The organism is Pseudomonas sp. GM60 (genome assembly GCF_000282415.1).
Classification (GTDB): Bacteria; Pseudomonadota; Gammaproteobacteria; order Pseudomonadales; family Pseudomonadaceae; genus Aquipseudomonas; species Aquipseudomonas migulae.
Genome location: NZ_AKJI01000002.1, coordinates 1 through 20,696, shown reverse-complemented (window position 1 = coordinate 20,696; position 20,696 = coordinate 1). Strand labels below are relative to the sequence as shown.

At 61.2% G+C, this 20,696-nt stretch carries 19 protein-coding genes; 17 read left to right on the top strand and 2 right to left on the bottom strand.

Going from position 1 to position 20,696, the window contains the following annotated elements:
• Positions 1-75 precede the first annotated feature (75 nt).
• From PMI32_RS28210 to PMI32_RS28220, 3 genes are all read left to right on the top strand, one after another.
• A complete protein-coding gene (locus PMI32_RS28210; RefSeq protein ID WP_008024028.1) occupies positions 76-1,245 on the top strand; it encodes an FAD binding domain-containing protein in 1,170 nt (389 codons plus the stop codon).
• Positions 1,246-1,286: 41 nt separating this feature from the next.
• Positions 1,287-2,489 (top strand): alpha/beta hydrolase family protein, encoded by a 1,203-nt coding sequence (locus PMI32_RS28215; RefSeq protein ID WP_008024026.1) that lies wholly within the window; start codon positions 1,287-1,289, stop codon positions 2,487-2,489.
• A 91-nt stretch (positions 2,490-2,580) separates the two neighbouring features.
• Complete coding sequence (locus PMI32_RS28220; RefSeq protein WP_008024024.1) at positions 2,581-3,693, top strand: alkene reductase; 1,113 nt, start codon at positions 2,581-2,583, stop codon at positions 3,691-3,693.
• A gap of 19 nt (positions 3,694-3,712) precedes the next feature.
• On the opposite strand, the gene PMI32_RS28225 is transcribed toward PMI32_RS28220, so the two are convergent.
• Positions 3,713-4,609, bottom strand: a complete 897-nt coding sequence (locus PMI32_RS28225; RefSeq protein WP_008024023.1) for a LysR family transcriptional regulator — start codon at positions 4,607-4,609, stop codon at positions 3,713-3,715.
• Between the two features lie 97 nt (positions 4,610-4,706).
• Between PMI32_RS28225 and PMI32_RS28230 the strand changes: the two genes are divergently transcribed.
• From PMI32_RS28230 to PMI32_RS28295, 14 genes are all read left to right on the top strand, one after another.
• Positions 4,707-5,105 carry a VOC family protein gene (locus PMI32_RS28230; RefSeq protein ID WP_008024020.1) on the top strand — a complete coding sequence of 133 codons (399 nt, stop codon included), beginning with the start codon at positions 4,707-4,709 and terminating at the stop codon, positions 5,103-5,105.
• Complete coding sequence (locus PMI32_RS28235) at positions 5,092-5,763, top strand: SDR family oxidoreductase (protein WP_008024017.1); 672 nt, start codon at positions 5,092-5,094, stop codon at positions 5,761-5,763. The genes PMI32_RS28230 and PMI32_RS28235 overlap by 14 nt, the downstream gene beginning before the upstream one ends.
• Positions 5,764-5,785: 22 nt before the next feature.
• The gene (locus PMI32_RS28240) at positions 5,786-6,985 is read left to right on the top strand and encodes an MFS transporter (protein ID WP_008024014.1); all 1,200 of its coding nucleotides are present in this window, start codon (positions 5,786-5,788) and stop codon (positions 6,983-6,985) included.
• A 334-nt stretch (positions 6,986-7,319) separates the two neighbouring features.
• Positions 7,320-8,675 (top strand): MFS transporter, encoded by a 1,356-nt coding sequence (locus PMI32_RS28245; protein ID WP_008024012.1) that lies wholly within the window; start codon positions 7,320-7,322, stop codon positions 8,673-8,675.
• 19 nt (positions 8,676-8,694) lie between these two features.
• Entirely contained in the window at positions 8,695-9,546 is an 852-nt protein-coding gene (locus PMI32_RS28250) for a fumarylacetoacetate hydrolase family protein (protein ID WP_008024009.1), read from the top strand.
• Between the two features lie 3 nt (positions 9,547-9,549).
• Complete coding sequence (locus tag PMI32_RS28255; protein WP_008024008.1) at positions 9,550-10,389, top strand: IclR family transcriptional regulator; 840 nt, start codon at positions 9,550-9,552, stop codon at positions 10,387-10,389.
• A gap of 18 nt (positions 10,390-10,407) precedes the next feature.
• A complete protein-coding gene (locus tag PMI32_RS28260; RefSeq protein ID WP_008024006.1) occupies positions 10,408-12,066 on the top strand; it encodes a bifunctional 3-(3-hydroxy-phenyl)propionate/3-hydroxycinnamic acid hydroxylase in 1,659 nt (552 codons plus the stop codon).
• 20 nt (positions 12,067-12,086) lie between these two features.
• Complete coding sequence (locus PMI32_RS28265; protein WP_008024004.1) at positions 12,087-12,935, top strand: VOC family protein; 849 nt, start codon at positions 12,087-12,089, stop codon at positions 12,933-12,935.
• Between the two features lie 50 nt (positions 12,936-12,985).
• Positions 12,986-13,915: an MBL fold metallo-hydrolase gene (locus PMI32_RS28270; RefSeq protein ID WP_008024002.1), complete on the top strand. Its 930-nt coding sequence runs from the start codon at positions 12,986-12,988 to the stop codon at positions 13,913-13,915.
• Between the two features lie 14 nt (positions 13,916-13,929).
• Positions 13,930-14,925: an amidohydrolase family protein gene (locus tag PMI32_RS28275; protein WP_008024000.1), complete on the top strand. Its 996-nt coding sequence runs from the start codon at positions 13,930-13,932 to the stop codon at positions 14,923-14,925.
• A gap of 49 nt (positions 14,926-14,974) precedes the next feature.
• Positions 14,975-16,444 carry an aldehyde dehydrogenase family protein gene (locus tag PMI32_RS28280; protein ID WP_008023998.1) on the top strand — a complete coding sequence of 490 codons (1,470 nt, stop codon included), beginning with the start codon at positions 14,975-14,977 and terminating at the stop codon, positions 16,442-16,444.
• Positions 16,445-16,462: 18 nt separating this feature from the next.
• Positions 16,463-17,590, top strand: a complete 1,128-nt coding sequence (locus PMI32_RS28285) for an NAD(P)-dependent alcohol dehydrogenase (RefSeq protein WP_008023997.1) — start codon at positions 16,463-16,465, stop codon at positions 17,588-17,590.
• A 98-nt stretch (positions 17,591-17,688) separates the two neighbouring features.
• A complete protein-coding gene (locus tag PMI32_RS28290; protein ID WP_008023994.1) occupies positions 17,689-19,050 on the top strand; it encodes an outer membrane beta-barrel protein in 1,362 nt (453 codons plus the stop codon).
• A gap of 82 nt (positions 19,051-19,132) precedes the next feature.
• Positions 19,133-20,419 carry an MFS transporter gene (locus PMI32_RS28295; protein ID WP_008023993.1) on the top strand — a complete coding sequence of 429 codons (1,287 nt, stop codon included), beginning with the start codon at positions 19,133-19,135 and terminating at the stop codon, positions 20,417-20,419.
• A 45-nt stretch (positions 20,420-20,464) separates the two neighbouring features.
• On the opposite strand, the gene PMI32_RS28300 is transcribed toward PMI32_RS28295, so the two are convergent.
• Positions 20,465-20,696, bottom strand: a 232-nt coding sequence (locus PMI32_RS28300) for a LysR substrate-binding domain-containing protein (RefSeq protein ID WP_032828538.1), incomplete at its 5' end; no start/stop codon positions are given.

Sequence of the window (20,696 nt, the reverse complement as noted above, 5' to 3'; positions counted from 1 at the left end):
GATCGATGTCACATCAACGTTCATTTTTCCTCAGTACTTTTTTAGCCGCGAAAGCGATCGTCGGAGCGTGAACCCATGAAGACGCCTGGACTGTCTCATCGACGTGCACTGATCATCGGCGGATCGCTCGGCGGCCTGTTCACGGGCAACTTGCTGCGACGTGCCGGGTGGGAGGTCGATATTTATGAGCGCTCGCCGCACAACCTCGACAGCCGTGGTGGAGGCATTGTTCTTCAACCCGAAGTCATCGAGGTTTTCCGTCAGACCGGTGTGGACCTCCAGGCGCTTGAGCTCGGCGTCCAGTCCCGGACACGCACTGTATTCAGGCCTGACGGCTCGATCCAGAGCAAGCATGTTGCGCCCCAGACCCAAACATCGTGGTCGCTCATCTACTCGACAATGAGGGCGGCTTTCGGTGAGGAACATTATCACCAGGGCCGCAAACTGAATGGCGTCAGCCAAACGCCGGACCACCGCGTAACGGCGCTGTTCGAGGACGGAACCCAAGAGACGGCTGACCTTCTGGTGGGTGCCGATGGCAGCAACTCCACTGTGCGCCATCTGCTGTGGCCCGATGAACAACCGACCTACGCCGGTTATCTGGCCTGGCGTGGCCTGGTCCGCGAAGACGAAATGCCGGCCGTCGCCCGTGAAGCCTTATTGGGTGATTTCAGTTTCGCCAGCAACGTGCGCTCGCACATCCTCGGCTATCTCGTTCCCGGTGATGACAACGATACGCGCCCTGGACACCGGCTCTACAACTGGGTCTGGTATCGCGTCGCCGATAACGCGCAATTGCACAACATCATGACCGACGCAGAGGGTCGCGACCGTGGCTATTCGATTCCCGAGGGAAAGCTCGCGTCCCGTTGGCGCGAGCACCTTTATCGTGAGGCCGATGCGCTGCTGCCGGCGCCTTTGCGTGCCGTGGTCAGCGCCACCACGCAACCCTTTGCCCAGGCGATCCGGGATCTTGCGGTCGATCACATGGTCGACGGTCGCGTCATTCTGCTCGGCGATGCCGCCTCCATTCCAAGGCCTCACACCGCTGCAAGTACATCGAAGGCCGCTGCCAACGCCCTCTCGTTGCTGACGGTCCTGGAAACCTTTCCAGACGATCCCGACCAGGCGCTCATCCACTGGGAACCCCAGCAACTGGCGCTCGGCAGGTATCTGCGCGACCAGGGCAGCCGCATCGGTAATCACCTTTTGTTCCAGACGTCACGCTCAGTCGCCACCCGATAAACGCAATCGCTTTTCTTTCGCCAAGCCCTAGGAGGACGTCCATGAAATTCCTGTTTGAAGACGAATCTTTTTCTTTCGAAACCCTGCGCACGGCCGGTTTCGCCAACTACGGCGGCGCCGACCTCGGTGAGGTCCTGGTAACGGCACGCGCCATTCCTGAAGGCGATGAAAACGCCTGGTTGACACAGTGGGAAGCCACGGCCGATCGCGTGGCGAAAATCGGCGAGAAATCACTTGCCGCAGGCCATCACGTCAGTGCGTGCCAAGCCTTCTTTCGCGCCTCGAATTACTACCGTACGGCAGAGTTCTTCAAGCGCGTCAGTCCGGTCAACGATGCCGATGTAGCCCGGTTATCCGGTCGCTCAACGCAGACCTTCATTCAGGCCGCCCAACTGCTCGATACGCCTTTCGAGATCGTCGAGATCCCCTACGAGAATACGACGCTGCCCGGCTATCTGTTCCTGGCCGACCGCACCGGCGAACCCAAACCAACCATCATCTACAACAACGGCTTCGATTCGACCCAAGAGGAATCGTATGTCGCCATCGGTGCGGCAGCCTTGAGTCGTGGCTACAACGTGCTCGCGTTCGACGGCCCTGGCCAGGGTGCGGCCATCCGCGAGTCGAAACTGACGTTCCGTCATGACTGGGAAAAAGTGATCACGCCGGTCATCGATTTCGCCCTGACCCGCAAGGAAGTGGCACCAGACAAGATCGCTCTGTTCGGCTACAGCCTGGGCAGCTACCTTGTCGCCCGTGCCGCCGCCTTCGATCACCGGCCTGCGGCAATCATCCTCGACGACGGCATTTTGGACTTCCATACCGCCTTCGAACACATGCTGCCGCCGTACCTGGTGTCGTGGATCCATGCGCAGAAAGACGACGAGGCCGATTCGGTGCTGCGAATGATCATGGCCCTCAAAACCGGCCCGCGCTGGGCCATGCAGAACGGTATGTGGACCTTCGGCACCTCCTCACCCAGCGAGTTCGTCCGTAAGAGCAAGCTCTACACGCTGGCCGGTATTGCCGGCGATATCACCGCGGCGACGCTGGTGCTCGATGCCGAGAGCGACCAGTTCCTCAAAGGCCAGCCTCAGGCAATCCACGCCGCGCTGAATTCAGCGAAACAGATGGTGACGCTGACCGAGGCAGAAGGTGCCGGTGAGCATTGCCATATGGGCGCGATGTTTCGCGCGCATCAGACCATCTTCGACTGGCTGGACGAAACCCTGGCCGGCCTCTGACCACCCTGCGCGCTTTGCCGCTGGCCCATGCCCGGCCGAGCGCCTTTCTTACCTTACGCAAAACGTGACAACTTTTCCAAGGAGTAACACCTTGAGCACTCATCTTTTTCAACCGATCGCGCTGGGCGCTTCCACCTTGCAACACCGGGTGGCCATGGCCCCGCTGACACGCTCCCGTGCCGGCCAACCTGGCGATGTACCGACCGAAATGAATGTCGAGTATTACCGGCAACGCGCCGGCGCGGCCTTCATCATCACCGAGGCCACGCAGATCTCCCGACAAGGCCAGGGCTACGCATGGACCCCGGGCATCTACAGCGAAGAACAGGTCCAGGCCTGGCAAGCCGTTAGCGAGGCCGTTCACAGCCGCGCCGGCACGATCTTCATGCAGTTGTGGCATGTCGGTCGCGTCTCCCATCCGACCTTCCAGCCCGATGGCGCACTGCCGGTCGCGCCGAGCGCACTGCCGGTACCCGGTAAGACCTTCATTGTCGATGATCAAGGCAATGGCATCTGGGGTGATGTTCCTGTCCCTCAGGAACTGACCTTCGAGGGCATCCAGGAGATCATCGGCGACTATCGCCGCGCGGCACGTAACGCCATCCGCGCGGGCATGGACGGGGTCGAAATTCACGCCGGTAACGGCTACCTGCTCGACCAGTTCATCAACAGCAACAGTAATCATCGCCAGGATAGCTACGGCGGCAACATTGAAAACCGCGCCCGTCTGCTGCTGGAAGTGGTCGAGGCCGTTGTCGACGAAGTGGGTGCGGAACGGGTCGGGGTGCGCTTGACACCGATGGGCCGATTCATGGGCATGGGGGACGAAACACCGCAAGCCACCTTCAGCCATATCGTCAGCCGGCTCAACGACTGGAACCTGGCCTATCTGCACCTGGTGGAACCGGCCGTTGTCGGGACCGTGAAGGATGAAAATTTCGACCCGCGCTGGGATGAAATCATCCACCAGCTCAGAACGCTGCACCGTGGCGTGCTGATGTTGGCCGGCGGCTACACCGGCGAAAGTGCCGAGCAGGCGTTGGCAAAGGGTCGAGCCGACATCATCGCGTTCGGACGGCCGTTTATTGCCAATCCGGACCTGCCTGTACGCCTGCGAGACAACCTACCGTTGAACGAACCCGACCCCGCGACCTTTTTCGGTGGCGACAGCCGCGGTTATATCGACTATCCAGCCCATTCTTAAGACGGTACGGCGTTGCCGGTCAGCCGCCCGCTTCCAGCGCCAGTTCCGAGCTGATGGTGTCAATCAATGCCCGGACACGGCGCGGCAGGACACGAACCGGTGGATACACAATCTGCAGCGCCGTTTGACCGGGCGAATAATCAGGCAGAACTTCCACCAGTCGTCCAGCGGCGAGATCTGCCTGGACATCCCAAACGGATTTGTTGCAGATGCCGTGCCCGTCCAGGCACCACTGCCTGACCAGCCCCCCGTTATTCGCCACCCTCCGCCCCCTGACCACTACGCGATAAGCCTCGCTCGCCACACGGAACGTCCAGACCCGATCGATGTTGGTGCCAAAACGCATGACGATGCAGTCATGCTGCGCCAGATCGTCCGGGTGTTCCGGGGTGCCATTGCGCTCAAGGTATTGAGGTGCCGCGCAGACCACGCGCCGGTTCTCGCCAATCGGCTTGGACCGTAGCGTGCTGTCTGCCAATAGCCCGTAACGCACAGCAAAGTCGATCCCTTGACTGACCAGGTCGACGAAACCATCGGTGAGATTGAGGTCGATTGTCACCGAGGGATGCTCGGCCAGAAACCGGTCAAGGATCGGCACGATCTGCGATTGCCCGAGATCGACCGGCGCGCTTAGACGAATGAGCCCGGAGATTTTTTGCGTCCCCAAGCGGATGCTGCTTTCCAGTTCATCGGCTTCGGCCAGCAGGCGGCGGGCCCCATCGGCCAGCAGTCGACCTTCGTCAGTCAGGCTGATAGAGCGCGTTGTGCGGGTGAGCAAACTCGCGCCGTAATAGCCCTCGAGCATCGCCAGACGCTCGGAGACTGAAGCGGGAGACAGCCCCAGCTCCCGGCCTGCGGCAGAGAGGCCGCCCTTCTCGACGATCATCAGGAACAGCGCCAGGTTATCCAGGGTCATTTCTTCGGAATTCCCGAAATATAATTTCGAATCCTAAGCAATTATCAAATTTCTGCGCAATGTCTATCTTCGCAACAACAACCGGCAGGAGATAGCCATGCACCTTGATCACTTCACCATCAGGACTCGCGACATCGCTGGCACCCGCGATTTCTTTCGTACCGTATTCGATTTGCAGGACGGCGAACGTCCGCAAGCCATCAAACGAATTCCCGGCCACTGGCTGTACACCGATGGCCAGCCACTGGTTCACATCATCGGCACCCAAGGCTATGGCATCGACCACGCCGCCGAAGCGATTGACCACGTGGGTTTTCGCATCGAAGGGTACGGCGCATTCCGGCAGAAGCTTGAACGCCTGGGCATTCGTTACTCAACCATGGACCTGGAAGAGCTGCAGGAACGTCGCCTGTTCTTCCGCGCCCCCGGTGGGCCCCTTCTCGAAGCCGTCTTTTCCGAACCCGTTCCACAGGAGACTCACCATGACTTTCACTGAAAACACCGTCTCTGTCGTCATCGGCGGTAACAGCGGGATCGGCCAGGCAGTGGTCACCGCACTGGCCGCGCGACCTGGCCAGGTCAATAGCGCCAGTCGCCGCACCGGGCTGGACATCAGCGACGAACAATCCGTGGAGCAGTACTTCGCCGCCCTCGGCCGGGTCGATCACGTCGTCTTCACGGCCGGTTCACAGGCCCCCGGCGGCAAAGTGACGGACGTCAACATGAGTGAGGCGAAAGCCGCTTTCGACGTCAAGTTCTGGGGCTCGCTCGCCGTCGCCAAGGCGGCCGCAAAACATATCCGCCCTGGCGGCACGCTGACGCTGACCTCAGGCTTTCTGGCTCGCAGAACCGTACCCGGCACCTTCGTCAAGACCGCCATGAACGCCGCGCTTGAAGCCGTGGCCAAGATCCTAGCGCGGGAGCTCAGCCCCATTCGCGTCAACGTCATCAGCCCTGGCCTGACGGATACCGAGGCTTACCAGGCGATGAACAGCGAGGCTCGCCACGCCATGCTCGAACGCGCCGCCGCCAGTTTGCCGGCGGGCCGGTTTGGTCGTGCGCAAGACCTTGCCATGGGCTACCTGAGCGTTATCGACAATCCCTTTATCACTGGCGCCGTCATCGATATCGATGGCGGTGCACTGATCAACTGACTTTTACGAAAGGAGAGCTTTCATGTCACTGACTTCAAGAATGCCGATTCAGATCTGGATCCTGACCCTTTCCGCCTTCGCGATCGGCACCGCCGAATTTCTTATCGCGGGCATCCTGCCCCAGGTGGCCGACAGCCTGAAAATCAGCACCGGACAAGCAGGCAACCTGATCACCGCCTATGCCCTCGCCATTGTGATCGGCGGCCCCCTCCTGACGTTGTGGTTGGCACGCTTCGAAAAACGCAATGTGCTGATCGTGCTCATGGGACTGTTTGTCGCCGGTAACCTGATTGCCGCCTTTAGCACCGACTACACGACGCTGATTATCAGCCGTGTGGTGGCGGGCCTGACCCAAGGCCCCTTCTACGGGATCGGCGCGGTCGTCGCGACACGCATGGTGGCCGACAACATGGCCGGCAGAGCGGTTGGTCAGATGTTCGGCGGCCTGACCCTCGCCAACGTGCTGGGCGTACCGGCGGGTGCCTGGATCGGCAATGCCTTCGACTGGCACAGCACGTTTCTCGTCGTCGCGGTCATGGGGGTCGTCGCGATGCTGATGATCGCTGTCACGATCCAACGCAGCCCCGAAGACAAACCGGCCTCGGTACTGGCCCAGCTCTCGGTTTTTCGTGACCGCAACCTTCTGGCCAGCCTGGCCTTCACCATGCTCGGCTGGGTCGGCTTCATGACGCTGTACGGGTACATCGCACCGGTTGCCGAACAGATCGCCGGATTTGACCGCAGTGCAATCACTTGGGTGCTGGTGGTTGTCGGTGCCGGCCTGGTCGTCGGCAACAGCATCGGCGGCCGCACCGCTGACGCCAACCTTCACCGCTCGCTGATCGTCTGGCCGATCGCAATGATCGCCGCGCTGGTGCTGGTCGGCTTCCTGGCCCCTTACAAATGGTTGTTCCTGATCGCGGCCTTCATCTATGGCGTGACGACGTTTGCCAACCTGCCGCCGATGCAAATGCGAGTGATGAAGTACGGTTCAAAGGCGCCTGAACTGGCGGCGACGGCGAACATTTCGGCCTTCAACATCGCCAATGCCCTGGGCGGTTTCATCGGTGGCGCCGTGATCGACAGCCACCTGGGTGCCGCCGCCATCCCGTTCGCCGCAGCGATCATCCCGGTGCTCGGTCTGCTGTTCATTTTGTCGCAAGAATCACGGTCGTCGAAAACACCCACGGTGGCTGCGGCCTGTGCAGCGCCTGGAAACTGATGCCGAGTATCACGTAATCGATCCATCGTATTCGCCAATGCGCCTTGAATCGCATTGGCGAATACCACCCTGCGTTCGTTTGACCATCGCCGGTTTTCGAAACCTGCCACCTTCCCCCTTCCCCGCCACTCTCCCTGCGCGCGCCCGCTCGCCCCTCGACGACTTTTCATCCCTCCAGCAGCCACACTTCTCCCACAGCAATATTTTATAAAAATCCCACAATACGAAATATTTGTTAAATCTCTATTTACAGAATTTTTGATCGGCGCTAGATTGACTCCATGGCCCACCTGCCGAAAAACGGGCCGCTAAAACAAAAAGAAGAGTCCATGCCATGCAAACCGTGCCTGAAACAGAAAACGTCCTGAGTGACGTGATTGACCAACGTCCCATGGGGCGTCTGCAGCTTGAATTGATCGGCCTGTGCGTGATCCTTGCCGCCATCGACGGCTTCGATACGCAAGTCATGGGCTTTCTGGTCGGCCCGATGGCTGAATCGTTGGGCTTGCAACCGGCCAGTTTTGGCCCGGTGTTCGCCAGTACCCTGCTGGGACTGATGGTGGGTGCGTTGAGCCTGGCGCCCTTGGCTGATCACATCGGCCGCAAAAAAGTCCTGCTGGGCTGCGTCGTGACCTTCAGTGTGTTCTCGCTGTTCACCGCCGTGACCCAGACCTACGAACAATTGTTGCTGGCGCGATTTCTCACCGGCCTGGGCTTGGGCGGCGCCATCCCTAATCTGATTGCCCTGGTCTGCGAATACACCCCCAAACGTCATGCTCGCAGTGCAGTCACGTTGGTGTTTTGCGGCATGCCACTGGGGGCTATGGCGGCTGGCTTGATTGCCGAACAACTGTTGCCGGCCCTGGGTTGGCGGGCAGTGTTTATCTGCGGTGCACTGCTGCCGCTGATCATCGCCGACCTGTTGTGGCGCAGTTTGCCGGAGTCGGTGGAGTTCCTGTCGCGTACACCGGCCAACCGCGATCACGTGCTCAGAATCGTTTCACGGTTGGCACCGAATCTGAAAACCCTTCCCGACTCGCTGTTTAATCGCCCATTGACGACTGCGCCGCGTGTTTCGCCACGCCGCCTGTTCGAGCAAGGCATGTGGCGTCGTACCCTGCTGCTGTGGCTGCCCTATGCCATGAACCTGCTGATTTTGTACTCGATCATGAGCTGGGTGCCGACGGTATTGAGCAGCGCCCAACTTCCCGCCCATACCGGCATCCAGGCCATCGTGCTGTTCAGCCTGGGTGGTGTCATCGGCTCCCTGGTGCAAGGCAAGTTGATGGATGCACTCGGCGCCCATCGTGTGCTGATTGCGCAGTTTCTGGCCTATCAGGTGCTGGTTCTGCTGCTGGTGATGTTGCCGCTCCAGGCCGCCAGTTTCCTGACCATTCTGTTTTTGATGGGCGTGCTGGTTCAGGGCGCTCAGGCCGGGCTGAACGCCTTGGCCGCCGAACTCTATCCACAAGAAATTCGCTCCACCGGTATCGGCTGGGCGCTGGGTGTCGGCCGGATCGGATCGATCCTCGGTCCGTTGCTCGGCGGCCTGATGGTCGGCCTTGGCTGGCATGTCCAGCAGGTTTTCATGGCGGCACTGATTCCCAGCCTGATTGCCTTGTGCGCGCTGCTGGCGATTCATTTCAGCCAGCGCCGCTACAACGCTTCTCACCCTACCCCGACTTATTAATCCTTTCAGGAGACACACCATGAAAATTGCCAGTTTCTTCTACCAGGGAATCCCGACCTACGGCATTGTCGAAGGCGACCAGGTCATCGACCTGCAACCGCTCAAGGCCGACCTGGGCTACGACTTGAAAGCCGCGATCACCCACGGTCTGCTGAACAGCCTGACCCCGGCCAGCCTTGCCGCACTGCCACGGGTGGCCCTGAGCGACGTCACCTTCATGCCGGTGATCCCCAACCCAGGCAAAGTGCTGTGCATCGGCATCAACTACGCCACCCATGTCCGCGAAACCGGCCGGGACATGCCGACCTACCCGATGATCTTCACCCGCTTCGCCGACAGCCAGACCGCGCACCTGCAATCCATCCTGCGCCCGAAGGCCTCGCACAAGCTGGACTTCGAAGGTGAGCTGGCGATCGTCATCGGCAAGAAAGCGCGCCATGTCAAAGCCGAAAACGCCCTCGACTATGTGGCCGGTTACGCCTGCTACAACGATGGCAGCGTGCGTGACTGGCAGAAACATACGATTCAGTTCGTGCCCGGTAAAAACTTCCCGCAAACCGGTGGCTTCGGTCCATGGCTGGTGACCGCCGATGAGATCCCCGATCCGCAGGCGCTGGAACTGACCACACGGCTGAACGGCGAAATCATGCAGCACACCAACACCAGCGACATGATTTTCGACGTGCGCAAACTCATCGAGTACTGCACCACCTTCACTGAACTGGCACCCGGCGACGTGATCGTCAGCGGCACTACCGGCGGCGTCGGCGCGTTCCGTGAACCGCCGGTGTGGATGAAACCGGGCGACGTGGTCGAAGTGGAAATTTCCGGCCTCGACATTCTTCGCAACACCATCACGGACGAGATTTGAACCATGACTGACGCCAACAAACCCGCTGCGGCCCAAGCGCTGGCCGAGGCAACAGAAAGCGCCGCCGACACCAAGGGTTCCAGCCTGGAGCGCATGCTCAAAGTGCTGGACCTGTTCACCGAGCACCAACCGGTGTGGACCGTCGACGACCTGGGCGCTGCCATGGGCTTCACCCGCTCGACGATCTACCGCTATGTGCGTGAACTGGCCGACGTGGATTTGCTGTTCCAGGTTGAAGCCGGCCGCTATGCACTCGGTGCGCGGATCATCACCTGGGATCGGCAACTGCGCGTCAGCGATCCGCTGGTGCGCGCCGCCAATCAACTTGAGCGCGAGTTCCCGCAATGGAGCGCAGAACAAGTCTGGCTGACCTGCCGGTTGTTCAAGGACCAGGTGGTCTGCGTGCACCAGAGCGGCAGCCTCGCCAGTGAAGTCAGCTACACCCGTGGCACGCCACGCCCGTTGTTCCTCGGCGCGACCTCCAAGACCATTCTCGCCAACCTGGGTTCACGCCAGCACAACCGCCTGTACCTGGAGAAGCACGAAGAGGTTCGCCTGAGCAATCTGGGGCAGAACTGGGAGGAATTTCGTCGCTCGATGCAGCGCCTGCGCAAAAAGGGTTATGTCGTCTCGCGGGCCGAAGTGGACAGCGGCATTTGCGGGGTCGCGGCGCCGATCTTCGACAGCGACGGCAAGGCCATCGGCAGTATCAGTTGCGTACGTCAGGACAGTGAATGCGATCCCGAACGCGATGACGAATACGGGCAGCAAGTGGCGGAACTGGCACAGAAGCTTTCGCAACTCATGCAGGCTTTTTCCGGACGTCCCCGGCCGTTGGACTAAACAGCATCGGTATTGATCATGACCACTTCCAAGATTATCAACACCGGCGTGCTCATCAGCGGCGCCGGCCCCACCGGTCTGACGCTGGCCAACTACCTGGGCCAGGCAGGTGTGGAGACGTTCATCATCGATCGCAAACAGAGCACGGTGGGAGAACCACGGGCGGTGTCGATCGACGATGAGTCCTTGCGCACCATGCAGGCCGTGGGCATGGATCAAGCCGTGCTCAAAGATGTCGTGCCCGGCTACGGCGTGCATTACTACACTCGCCCGGGCGGCCGTTGCTTCGGCAAGGTCGAGCCGACTTCAACCCTGTATGGCTTCCCCAAACGCAACGCATTTCGCCAGCCACTGTTCGAAGCCACCCTGCATGAAGGCATGCATCGCTTCGACAACCTGCGCGTGGGCTTCGGCCATGAATTGCTGGATGTCGAGCAGGACGTGACGGGCGTTACCGCCAGCGTGCGCGATGCCAATGGAGAAATCCTGACCGTCAAGGCGCGGTATCTGGTGGCCTGCGACGGCGGCCGCAGCCCGGTGCGTAAACAGCTGGGTATCAACATGGTCGGTTCGAGCTTCCAGTCGCGCTGGCTGGTGGTGGACACCGATCAGGACGACGATCCGTTCTGGCAATGCCGGATGTATTGCGACGCACGCCGTCCGACCGTGGATGTTCCTGGGCCCCATCGCACCCGGCGCTACGAGTTCATGCTCAAGGCCGATGAAAGCGACGAAGAGATGCTCGACGAAGAGCGGATCAAAGGCTTGGTCAAACCCTTTCGTGGTGACAAGCCGATCTGCATCGTGCGCAAGACCGTGTACACCTTCCACGCCCGGGTGGCCGAGCGCTGGCGCGAAGGCCGGATCTTCCTCGCCGGTGACGCCGCGCACCTGACCCCGCCCTACGCCGGGCAAGGCATGAACAGCGGTGTGCGTGATGCCCACAACCTGGGCTGGAAACTGGCCGGTGTGTTCAAGGGACACCTGAGCAGCGATGCGCTGGACAGCTATGAAACCGAACGCCGCGATCATGCCTGGGCATTGATCAAACTGGCCCTGGGCCTGGGTGTGGTCATGGCACCTTCCAGTGTCTGGCGGGCGAACCTGATCAGCGCGGCCTTCCGAGTGATCGGCCTGCTGCCACCGCTGCGCGACTACTTCTTGCAAATGCGCTTCAAGCCCAAGCCACGCTTCACCCAGGGCCTGGTGATCGGCACCGGCAGCAGCGGCCAATTGAGTTGCGGGCAGATGTTCCCGCAGCCGACGGTCGTGGACGCCACGGGCACTTCAGTGCTGCTGGATAAAGTCCTCGGCACCGGTTTCGCCCTGCTGCAATACGCCTCCCGCGTCGACAGTCGACTAAGTGCATTGCAACACCCGCTGTGGGATCGCCTCGAAGCACGGCGAATCCTGGTTCTGCCCAAGGGCAGCACGATCGATTCTGCCTGCACAGACCCTGTTTGGATAGACCGCGACGGCGCCCTCGCGACCTTGCTCGGCGAGCCATCGGGGCAACTGTTGCTGTTGCGTCCCGACCGGTATGTCGCGGCGATTTTCCCCCTCGCCGAGGAGCAAACCATCGCCGACGGTTTCGCCGCTCTGCTGGGTATTCACCAGGTCCCGGCCAGTGCCGCGATCGACCTGCCCGGCCCCCTCGTCGAAACCCTTACTCCGTAATCACCGCCAAGGAGACCGTCATGCATACGTTGCAGACTCAAACCCCCGCGCGCCTGTTATACCTGCACCTCTCCAGCAAAGAGCCGCAGCGCCAGGTCGATTTCTACTCACGCATGCTCGATTTGCAGGGCTACCGACAAGCCGATGGCACCTGGGTGTTGACCGGGCCGCAACGCGCGGTCTTGATCAGCCCGGCCGACAGTAACGGCTTTCTCGCCGCCGCCTATGGTGTCGCCGACCAGGCCAGCCTCAGCCGTTTGCGCATCAACCTGCAGGCTCGCGATTGCCAGACCGAGGACGTCCGCTCGCCGTTGCTGGAAGACAACGCCTTCAGCATCCGCGACCCCCAGGGCCGGCAATTGCTGTTCGGCGTTGGCCGGGACATTCCCGACGCCAGCCACCCCGGCATGCCCGGCCGTTTGCAGCACGTAGTGTTCCAGACCACCGAGCTGGAAGCGGTGCTGGACTTCTACATCAACAAGGTCGGTTTCACCGTGTCCGACGATGTCGTCGATGAGGCCAACGGCGCACTCATGACCCGCTTCATGCGCTCGGACAACGAACACCATTCATTGGCGTTCTTCCGTGGCTCGCGCAACGAACTGGATCACCACTGCTACGAGACCAACGAATGGAACGACATTCGCGACTGGGGTGATCGCTTCGCCACAGAGCGCATCACGATCTTCTTCGGCCCCGGCCGCCATGGTCCCGGCAACAACCTGTTCTTCATGGTGGTGGATGCCGACCGCAACCGTCTGGAGATCTCCAGCGAACTGGAAGTGACCGGCCCGGAACGCGAAGCCGGTGTCTGGCCGCACTGCGAATACTCACTCAACTCCTGGGGCAAGGCCTGGATCAGAAGCTAAGCAGCGCCCCCCTCTCAATCAACTCGACAAAAACAACAGACAGGTGACCTATGAGCGCTTCATTCACTCAGCAACTGCAAGGTGGCTGGACCCGTTTCATGCATGGCGAATTCGAATGCACGGTAATTACCGACGGCCCCTTGCACATGGGCGCCCCGCATCCGACCTTCATCGGGGCTGATCCGAAGGAAATCGACCAGTTGCTGGAAGACAACTTTCTGCCCAAAGACCGGATGTCACTCAACCAGAATATCCTGATCGTCAACACCGGCAGCCAACTGGTGCTGTTCGATACCGGGTCCGGGGTCAACGCCGAGTTCGGCATCAAGACCTTCGGTGCTCAAACCGGCCAGGCCATCACTAACCTTCGTGCCGCAGGGATCGACCCGGCGGACATCGACATCGTCGCGCTGACCCACGCCCACCCCGACCACTGCTGGGGCCTGGTGGACGATGACGGTCAGTTGCTCTACCCCAATGCGCGGATCGCCATCGACCCACGGGAGCTGGATTACTGGACCGACCTGAGCATTCTTTCGACGCCCAAGGGCGAAGCGATGAACCCACACATGCGCGACCACTTCCTGGGTGCGCATAAGAACCTCACGCCGTACGTGGAGCTGGAACGCATCATCCTGATCGGTGACGGTTTCGAACTGCTGCCGGGCATCACCGCCGTCAGCACCCCCGGCCACAGCCCGGGCCACACCGTGTACAAAATCGAAAGCCAGGCGCAGACGCTCGTGCTCTGGGGCGATCTGTGTCACCACCAGATCCTGCTGTTGCAGCGGCCGCAATGGGGCTTCCTGTTCGATTATGACAATGCGGCGGCCGCCCAAACCCGCATGAAAGTCCTGGAAGAAGTAGCACGCAAACGCTACGCCGTTCTGTCCTATCACTTCCCGTTCCCCGGGCATGGCCATCTGGTCGAACGCGATGGTAGCTACCGCTGGTTGCCGATCGAATTGCAATTGTATTGAGTCGAGGATTACCCATGTCCCTGCCAACCGATTCGACAGCGCGCTGTCACTGCGGCCTGATCGATGTTCATGCCCATTGCCTGTCACCGACCTATAAGGCCGCGCTGACCAAGGCCGGCTTGCTGACCCTGGACGGCGGTTATCCAGTGCCGGAGTGGTCACCGGAGAAAGCCCTCGCGGTGATGGACGCCGGCAATATCGACACGATGATCCTGTCCGTGTCGTCGCCCAGCGTTGGCTTTCTCAAAGAAAAACATGAACGCGTGGCCCTGGCCCGTGCGATCAACGAAGACACCGCCGCCGTGATTCAGCAACACCCCGGCCGTTTCGGCGGCTTCGCCACATTGCCGCTGCCCCACGTTGAGGAGTCGCTGGCAGAAATCGCCTACGCCTTCGATGAATTGAAATTCGACGGTGTGGTGATCGAAACCAACGCCGACGGCAAGTACCTGGGCAGTGAAGACCTGGCACCGATTTTCGATGAGCTGAACCGTCGTCAGGCCACGGTGTTTTTGCACCCGACCTCGCCGCAATGCTTCGACGCGGTCGGCCTGGGTCGTCCGGCGCCGTTGTTTGAATTCCCGGTGGACACCGCACGGACGGTGATCGACCTGGTGTTTTCCAACACCTTCAAGCGCTGCCCGGACCTGAACCTGATCCTGCCCCACGCTGGCGGTGTGTTGCCCTCGATTGCCCGACGCATCGCGCTGTTGTCCGGCATGCCGGCGATGAAGCCGGCCCCCAAGCCGGGGACCGAAGTGATCGAGGAACTGCAACGGCTGTACTACGACGTGGCGATGTCGGCCAACCAGCCGACCTTCGACGGTTTACGCACGCTGGCGCCGCTGTCGCAGATCCTGTTCGGCACGGACTTTCCGTTCCAGCCGGCCGCCAACGTCGAAGCCAACGTGAACAACTTCCGCGCGCTCGAAGGCTTGAGCGCCAGCGAGCACGAAGCGATTGCCCGAGGCAATGCGCTGCGCCTGTTCCCGCGTTTGCGCCGAGGCTGAGAACGCCCATGAGCGCCTGGCGCTCGCCATCCTATAGAGAGCGAAGATCATGAGCACCAGTCATTACACCGGTTTTGCCGGTCAATACATCGACGGTGAGCAACGCAGCGGCGGCAGCGGTCGCCCGTTGCTGGACACCAACCCGTACAACGGCGACGTGATCGCCGAACTGCAACTGGCCGACCTCACGGACCTTGAGCACGCCTGCCAGGTCGCGCAGGCCGCACAGCTGAATTGGGCGCGCACATTGCCGGCCGAACGCAGCGCGGTATTCCACCGGGCGGTGCAGATCATGCAGACCCGCCGCGAGGAAATCGTCAGCTGGCTGATCCGCGAAAGCGGCAGCACCCGCACCAAAGCCAACATGGAATGGGCTGCCGTGCGCGACGGCATGCTCGAAGCCTCAACCTTCCCCAACCGGGTCGTGGGGCGGATCCTGCCGATCGATATCGCCGACAAGGAAAGCCGCGTCTATCGCAAACCGCTAGGGGTGATCGGAGTGATCAGCCCGTGGAACTGGCCAATGCACCTGTCACACCGCTCCATCGCCCCGGCGCTGGCCCTCGGCAACGCCGTGGTGGTGAAGCCATCGCAGGAAACCCCGATCACTGGCGGCCTGCTGCTGGCGCGGATCTACGAAGAAGCCGGGCTGCCGGCCGGACTGTTGAATGTCGTGGTCGGCCAGAACAGTGAGATTGGCGATGCGTTCGTTCAACATCCCGCGTTGCGCTTTATCTCCTTTACCGGATCGAACAACGTCGGCCGCCATATCAATGCGCAGATCGCCGCCGCCAGCACCCTAAAGCATGTCGCGCTGGAACTGGGTGGCAACGCGCCGCTGGTGGTCCTCGATGACGCCGATCTGGAGCATGCGGTGCATGCCGCGGTGGTCGGGCGCTTCCTGCACCAGGGCCAGATCTGCATGAGCACCAACCGGATCATTGTTGATCGGTCGCTCTACAGCGACTTTGTCGAGCTGTTCGTCGAACGGGTGTCGCGTTTGAAGTTTGGCGACCCGGACGCCGCCGACACTGTGATCGGCCCGCTGATCAATCGACGTCAGATGGACGGTGCGTTGGCGCACATCGCCCAGGCCCGCGCCGACGGCCTGCCGCAACTGCTCGGCGGCGAGCCGCAGGGGCTGGTGTTGCCGCCGCATGTGTTCGGCCCGGTCAGCAACGACTCGGCGCTGGCCCAGGCCGAGCTGTTCAGCCCGATTGCGCAGATCATCCGCGCCGACAACGAAATCCACGCCTTGAACATGGCCAACGACACCGAGTATGGCTTGAGCAGCGCGGTATTCACCCGCGACGAAGGCCGTGGCTTGCGCTTTGCCCAGCAGCTTCAGGCAGGGATGGCGCACATCAATGACATTCCGGCCAACGACAGTCCCAACAGTATGTTCGGCGGGGTGAAAAACAGCGGATTGGGACGTTTCAACGGTGACTGGATCATCGAAGCCTTCACCACCGACCACTGGATCAGCGTGCAGCACGCGCCACGTCCTTATCCATTCTGACCCGAGGAGTGATTGCTCATGCAACAGCCACAGTCAAACCTGCGCCGCGCCAAAGCAGCGGTGATCCGGGAAAAAGGCGGTCGCTTCCTGATGGAAGAGATTCAACTGCAAGCGCCACGCGCCGATGAGGTGCTGGTGCGGGTGGTGGCCTGCGGGGTGTGCCATACCGACCTGATCGTGCGCGACCAATACTTCCCTTGCCCGTTGCCGATGGTTCTCGGCCACGAAGGATCGGGTGTGATCGAGGCGGTCGGTGCCGATGTGAAGGACTTCAGCGTCGGCGACCACGTGGTGATGACCTACCTCTCCTGCGGCCACTGCGAACCTTGCAGCACCGGCGAGGCGACGTATTGCACCCACACCTTCCCGTTGAATTTTGGGGGCCGCCGCCTCGATGGCAGCGGTTCGACTCAGGATAGCCACGGGCATGCGATCCACGATCACTTCTTTGGTCAGTCATCGTTTGCCACCTACTCGATTGCCAACCGCCGCAACATCGTCAAGGTCGACAAGGACTTGCCGCTGGAGTTATTGGGCCCATTGGGCTGTGGCGTGCAAACCGGTGCCGGCGCGGTGCTGAATGTCTTGCAGCCGAAGGCTGGTACTTCATTTGCGGTGTTCGGGGCCGGGGCCGTGGGTTTGAGCGCGCTGATGGCCGCGCGGATCGCCGGGGTAACCACGCTGATTGCGGTGGACATCACCCCCGGGCGCCTGGAACTGGCTAAAGAGTTGGGAGCGACCCATGTGATCAACAGCCGCGACGTCGACCCGGTGCAGGAGGTTCGCCGAATCACTGGCGGCGGTGCGCATACCACTCTTGAAACCAGTGGTCGCCCTGCCGTGTTGCGTCAAGCCATCGACGCGCTGCGGGCACGCGGCACCTGCGCCATCGTCGGGGCACCACCGGCCGGCACGGAGGCGAGCTTCGACGTCAACGAAGTGATGACCCAGGGCCGGACTATTCGCGGCGTCATCGAGGGTGAAAGCATTCCCTCGGTATTCATACCGCGCTTGCTGGAGTTGTATCGCCAGGGCCGATTCCCCTTCGACAAGCTGGTGCGCTTCTACGACTTCGATGACATCAACCAGGCCGTTGCCGACGCTCACAGCGGCCTGACCGTCAAACCGATCCTGCGTATGGGATAGACCTCGCGCAAGCAACAGGCTGCCCTCCCGTCTTCAGGCCATCGCCTGAACCGGGCGGGCAGTGATTTCGCCTACCTAAAAAAACAAGAGAAAAGGCAATGCATACCATCAAGATCACTCAGCTTGGTGCGGCTCTGGCCGCCTGCGTAACGCTCATCGCCCATGCCGCACCGACCGAAGACCGGGGCGAAGGCGCGCTATTTACCTCGATTTTCGGCGACAACTTTGAGAAAGAAACCGGGATCATCGTCTCCGGTTTGTCGGAGACCACCTTCTCGCGAAACAACAATTCGACCCATTCCGAACGGCACGACGGGATGAGCAATTTCCCGATCATCGGTGCCGGTGACGAGAACGTGGAGTTCGGCTCGTTGCGTTTGTTCATCGATAAGCCGTTGGAGTCGAACGTCATTCCCAGGGTCACGCCCCTGCCCGGTCCGACCCCCGAGCAGTTCTCGTTCGGTCTCACCTTCGAGGGCAACTATGGGCGCAATGCCCAGTTCGCCCGCACCTTCGGCTGGGACATGCATTGGGGCGTGAACTCCCCCGGCGACGATGATCCGGCCAAGGCTCAACGGGACAAACAACGGTTCCTGGCCGTACCCAACCTGGCCGCCACCGCCTACGTGCCGATCGGCACCGGCCTGACCGTCATGGCGGGGATCTTTGGCCCGGGAATCGGCTATGAAATCCCGCCGGACATTCGCGAAGCGCGCAACGCTTTCGCCACCAAGACTTACGCCCTGGTCTCGGAGCCGGGAACGTTCTCCGGTGTGTTGATGGGCACTCGCTTGATGAGCAACGCCAGCGGTGTGCTGGGTGTCGAGTTGGGCGTGGTGCAAGGCTGGAACAACCTGCGTGACAACAACGACAGCAAATCGCTGACTGGCGCCGTGCGCTGGCGCACGCCAGACATGAAAACGTGGGTCGACTATGAGTTCGTCGTCGGTAATGAGGAGAACTCCAGCACCGACGATGTTCAGGCACCGATCCAACGGCTGATTTCTCCGGACGGTCAACTCAAGCAACAGCACTCGGTGAACGGCTGGCATGCGTTCGATGAGCATTGGTCGATGGGCGCGGAAATGGTCTACGGCCATCAGGCGGGCGACGGTAAACAGAGCACTGTCGACATCGTCAACGGTCCGGGTTTTGACGGCGCCAAGTGGTGGGGAGCGAACGCGGTGGTGACCTATCGCTATCGCAAAGACCTGGCCTTCTCGGTGCGTGGCGAGCACTTCAGCGACCCGGATGGTTTCGCCCTGTTCCCGGTCAGCGCCGCTCACGGCGACTTCAATGCCGTCACCGCCGGCTTTCGTTATGACGTCAACCGCTACCTCTCGCTGCGCCCGGAACTTCGCTACGACTGGTTCGACGGCAATCGTGAGGATCACCCCTTCGGAAACGGCCGCGATCGCAATCAGATGACCGCCACCGTGGATGCGTTGTTCTACTTCTAAACCGCTGTTCCCGAGCCGCACCTGGCCCTGGAAACCCCGGGCCATGGGCACCTCTCATCCCTGAAAACTGGAAACCCGAACCATGAACAACAACAAACCTGCATGGGACTCGCGTTACGAATGGAAAGCCGTGCTGCTCCTGGCGTTCGGTTTTGGCCTGGTCGGCCTGGACCGTTTCATCATCCTGCCGCTGTTCCCGGCGATCATGAAAGACCTGGCCCTGGACTATCAGGACCTGGGCAACATTTCAGCAGTACTGGCTCTAGCCTGGGCGCTGTCGTCCATCCTGATCGGTCGTATCTCGGACACGATCGGCAGACGCAAAGTGCTGATCCCTTCGTTGATCATCTTTTCACTGTTGGCCGGCGTCTCGGGGCTGGCCTCGGGTATCGCCTCGCTGCTGATGATCCGGGCCGTCATGGGGGTAGCCGAGGGTGCGTTCACCACCACTTCGATCGCCACCAACGCCGAGGTTTCTCATCCGCTGCGGCGCGGTCGAAACATGGGCATCCAGCTGGGGTTCTTTCCCCTGCTCGGGCTGGGGCTGGCGCCGATCATTGCAACACAATTGCTCGCCGTGGTGCCGTCGTGGCGTTGGGTGTTTGCGATCGTGGCGCTGCCGGGGTTCGTCCTGGCCTGGTTGATCTACCGCAACCTGAAGGAAACCCGGCCGCAGACCACCAAGGCGACCACCACCGCTGAACCCGTCGAGAAACACAGTTGGCTGACCGTTCTGCGCCACCGCAACATGCCGCTGAACATCATCTGCATGTGTTGCGCGCTGACCTGCCTGTTCGTGGTCAGCGTGATGACGGCCAACTACCTGACCGATTACCTGCACCTGAGCATTCCACAAATGGGCTTCGTCATGTCGGCCATCGGCTTCGGCGGGTTCACCGGGGACATGATCATGCCCTCGCTGTCGGATCGCTTCGGACGCAAACCGGTGCTGCTGATTTCATTCGTGGCCACGGCCTTGTTCCTCTGGCTGCTGACCAACACCGGCGCCGAACCGCTGAAGCTGTTCGGCCTGTTGTTCATGACGACCTTCTTTAACTTCAGCATGATTTGCGTGATCAACGGACCGTTGACCAGCGAGTCGGTAACGCCTTCGCAGATCGCCACCGCGACCGGGCTGGTGGTGGGCGCGGCGGAGTTGTTCGGTGGTGCTGTGGCTCCCGCACTGGCAGGTTTCATCGCCCAACACTACGGCATCGAGAAAACCCTGTTGCTGGCGCTGGGCAGTCTGGGGATCGGCCTGGTGGTGAGCCTGTTCTTGAAGGAAACCCTGCTGAGCAAGCGCAAATCGCTGTCGGACCAAGGGTTCCCGGCCTCTGGACTGGGCATGAGCAACATCAAACCTGACTGATCCCGCTTCCCGTTGCGGCTTACCGGTCGCAACGGGTCACTCACATCAAGGCAGTGACCACGGCGCAACAGGATTGAAGGCTCCAACCAGGAAATCGATCATCACTCGAACCTTCGCCGGCGGCATGCGATCGGACGAACGCACCAGGTGAATGCCCCCCAGATCGGCGGCCGGGGCGTCAAGCGTGACCCGTTCAAGCGCCCCCTGGCGAATGGCATCGGCGACGATGAACTCCGGCTCGTAGAGCACGCCCAGACCTGCGGCGGCCGCCGCCACC

Excerpts from the sequence above, each read along its gene's own strand:
- PMI32_RS28210 (WP_008024028.1), top strand. The coding sequence starts at position 76 with ATGAAGACGCCTGGACTGTCTCATCGACGTGCACTGATCATCGGCGGA.
- PMI32_RS28215 (WP_008024026.1), top strand. The coding sequence starts at position 1,287 with ATGAAATTCCTGTTTGAAGACGAATCTTTTTCTTTCGAAACCCTGCGC.
- PMI32_RS28225 (WP_008024023.1), bottom strand. The coding sequence starts at position 4,609 with ATGACCCTGGATAACCTGGCGCTGTTCCTGATGATCGTCGAGAAGGGC.
- PMI32_RS28230 (WP_008024020.1), top strand. The coding sequence starts at position 4,707 with ATGCACCTTGATCACTTCACCATCAGGACTCGCGACATCGCTGGCACC.
- PMI32_RS28235 (WP_008024017.1), top strand. The coding sequence starts at position 5,092 with ATGACTTTCACTGAAAACACCGTCTCTGTCGTCATCGGCGGTAACAGC.
- PMI32_RS28240 (WP_008024014.1), top strand. The coding sequence starts at position 5,786 with ATGTCACTGACTTCAAGAATGCCGATTCAGATCTGGATCCTGACCCTT.
- PMI32_RS28245 (WP_008024012.1), top strand. The coding sequence starts at position 7,320 with ATGCAAACCGTGCCTGAAACAGAAAACGTCCTGAGTGACGTGATTGAC.
- PMI32_RS28250 (WP_008024009.1), top strand. The coding sequence starts at position 8,695 with ATGAAAATTGCCAGTTTCTTCTACCAGGGAATCCCGACCTACGGCATT.
- PMI32_RS28255 (WP_008024008.1), top strand. The coding sequence starts at position 9,550 with ATGACTGACGCCAACAAACCCGCTGCGGCCCAAGCGCTGGCCGAGGCA.
- PMI32_RS28260 (WP_008024006.1), top strand. The coding sequence starts at position 10,408 with ATGACCACTTCCAAGATTATCAACACCGGCGTGCTCATCAGCGGCGCC.
- PMI32_RS28265 (WP_008024004.1), top strand. The coding sequence starts at position 12,087 with ATGCATACGTTGCAGACTCAAACCCCCGCGCGCCTGTTATACCTGCAC.
- PMI32_RS28270 (WP_008024002.1), top strand. The coding sequence starts at position 12,986 with ATGAGCGCTTCATTCACTCAGCAACTGCAAGGTGGCTGGACCCGTTTC.
- PMI32_RS28275 (WP_008024000.1), top strand. The coding sequence starts at position 13,930 with ATGTCCCTGCCAACCGATTCGACAGCGCGCTGTCACTGCGGCCTGATC.
- PMI32_RS28280 (WP_008023998.1), top strand. The coding sequence starts at position 14,975 with ATGAGCACCAGTCATTACACCGGTTTTGCCGGTCAATACATCGACGGT.
- PMI32_RS28285 (WP_008023997.1), top strand. The coding sequence starts at position 16,463 with ATGCAACAGCCACAGTCAAACCTGCGCCGCGCCAAAGCAGCGGTGATC.
- PMI32_RS28290 (WP_008023994.1), top strand. The coding sequence starts at position 17,689 with ATGCATACCATCAAGATCACTCAGCTTGGTGCGGCTCTGGCCGCCTGC.
- PMI32_RS28295 (WP_008023993.1), top strand. The coding sequence starts at position 19,133 with ATGAACAACAACAAACCTGCATGGGACTCGCGTTACGAATGGAAAGCC.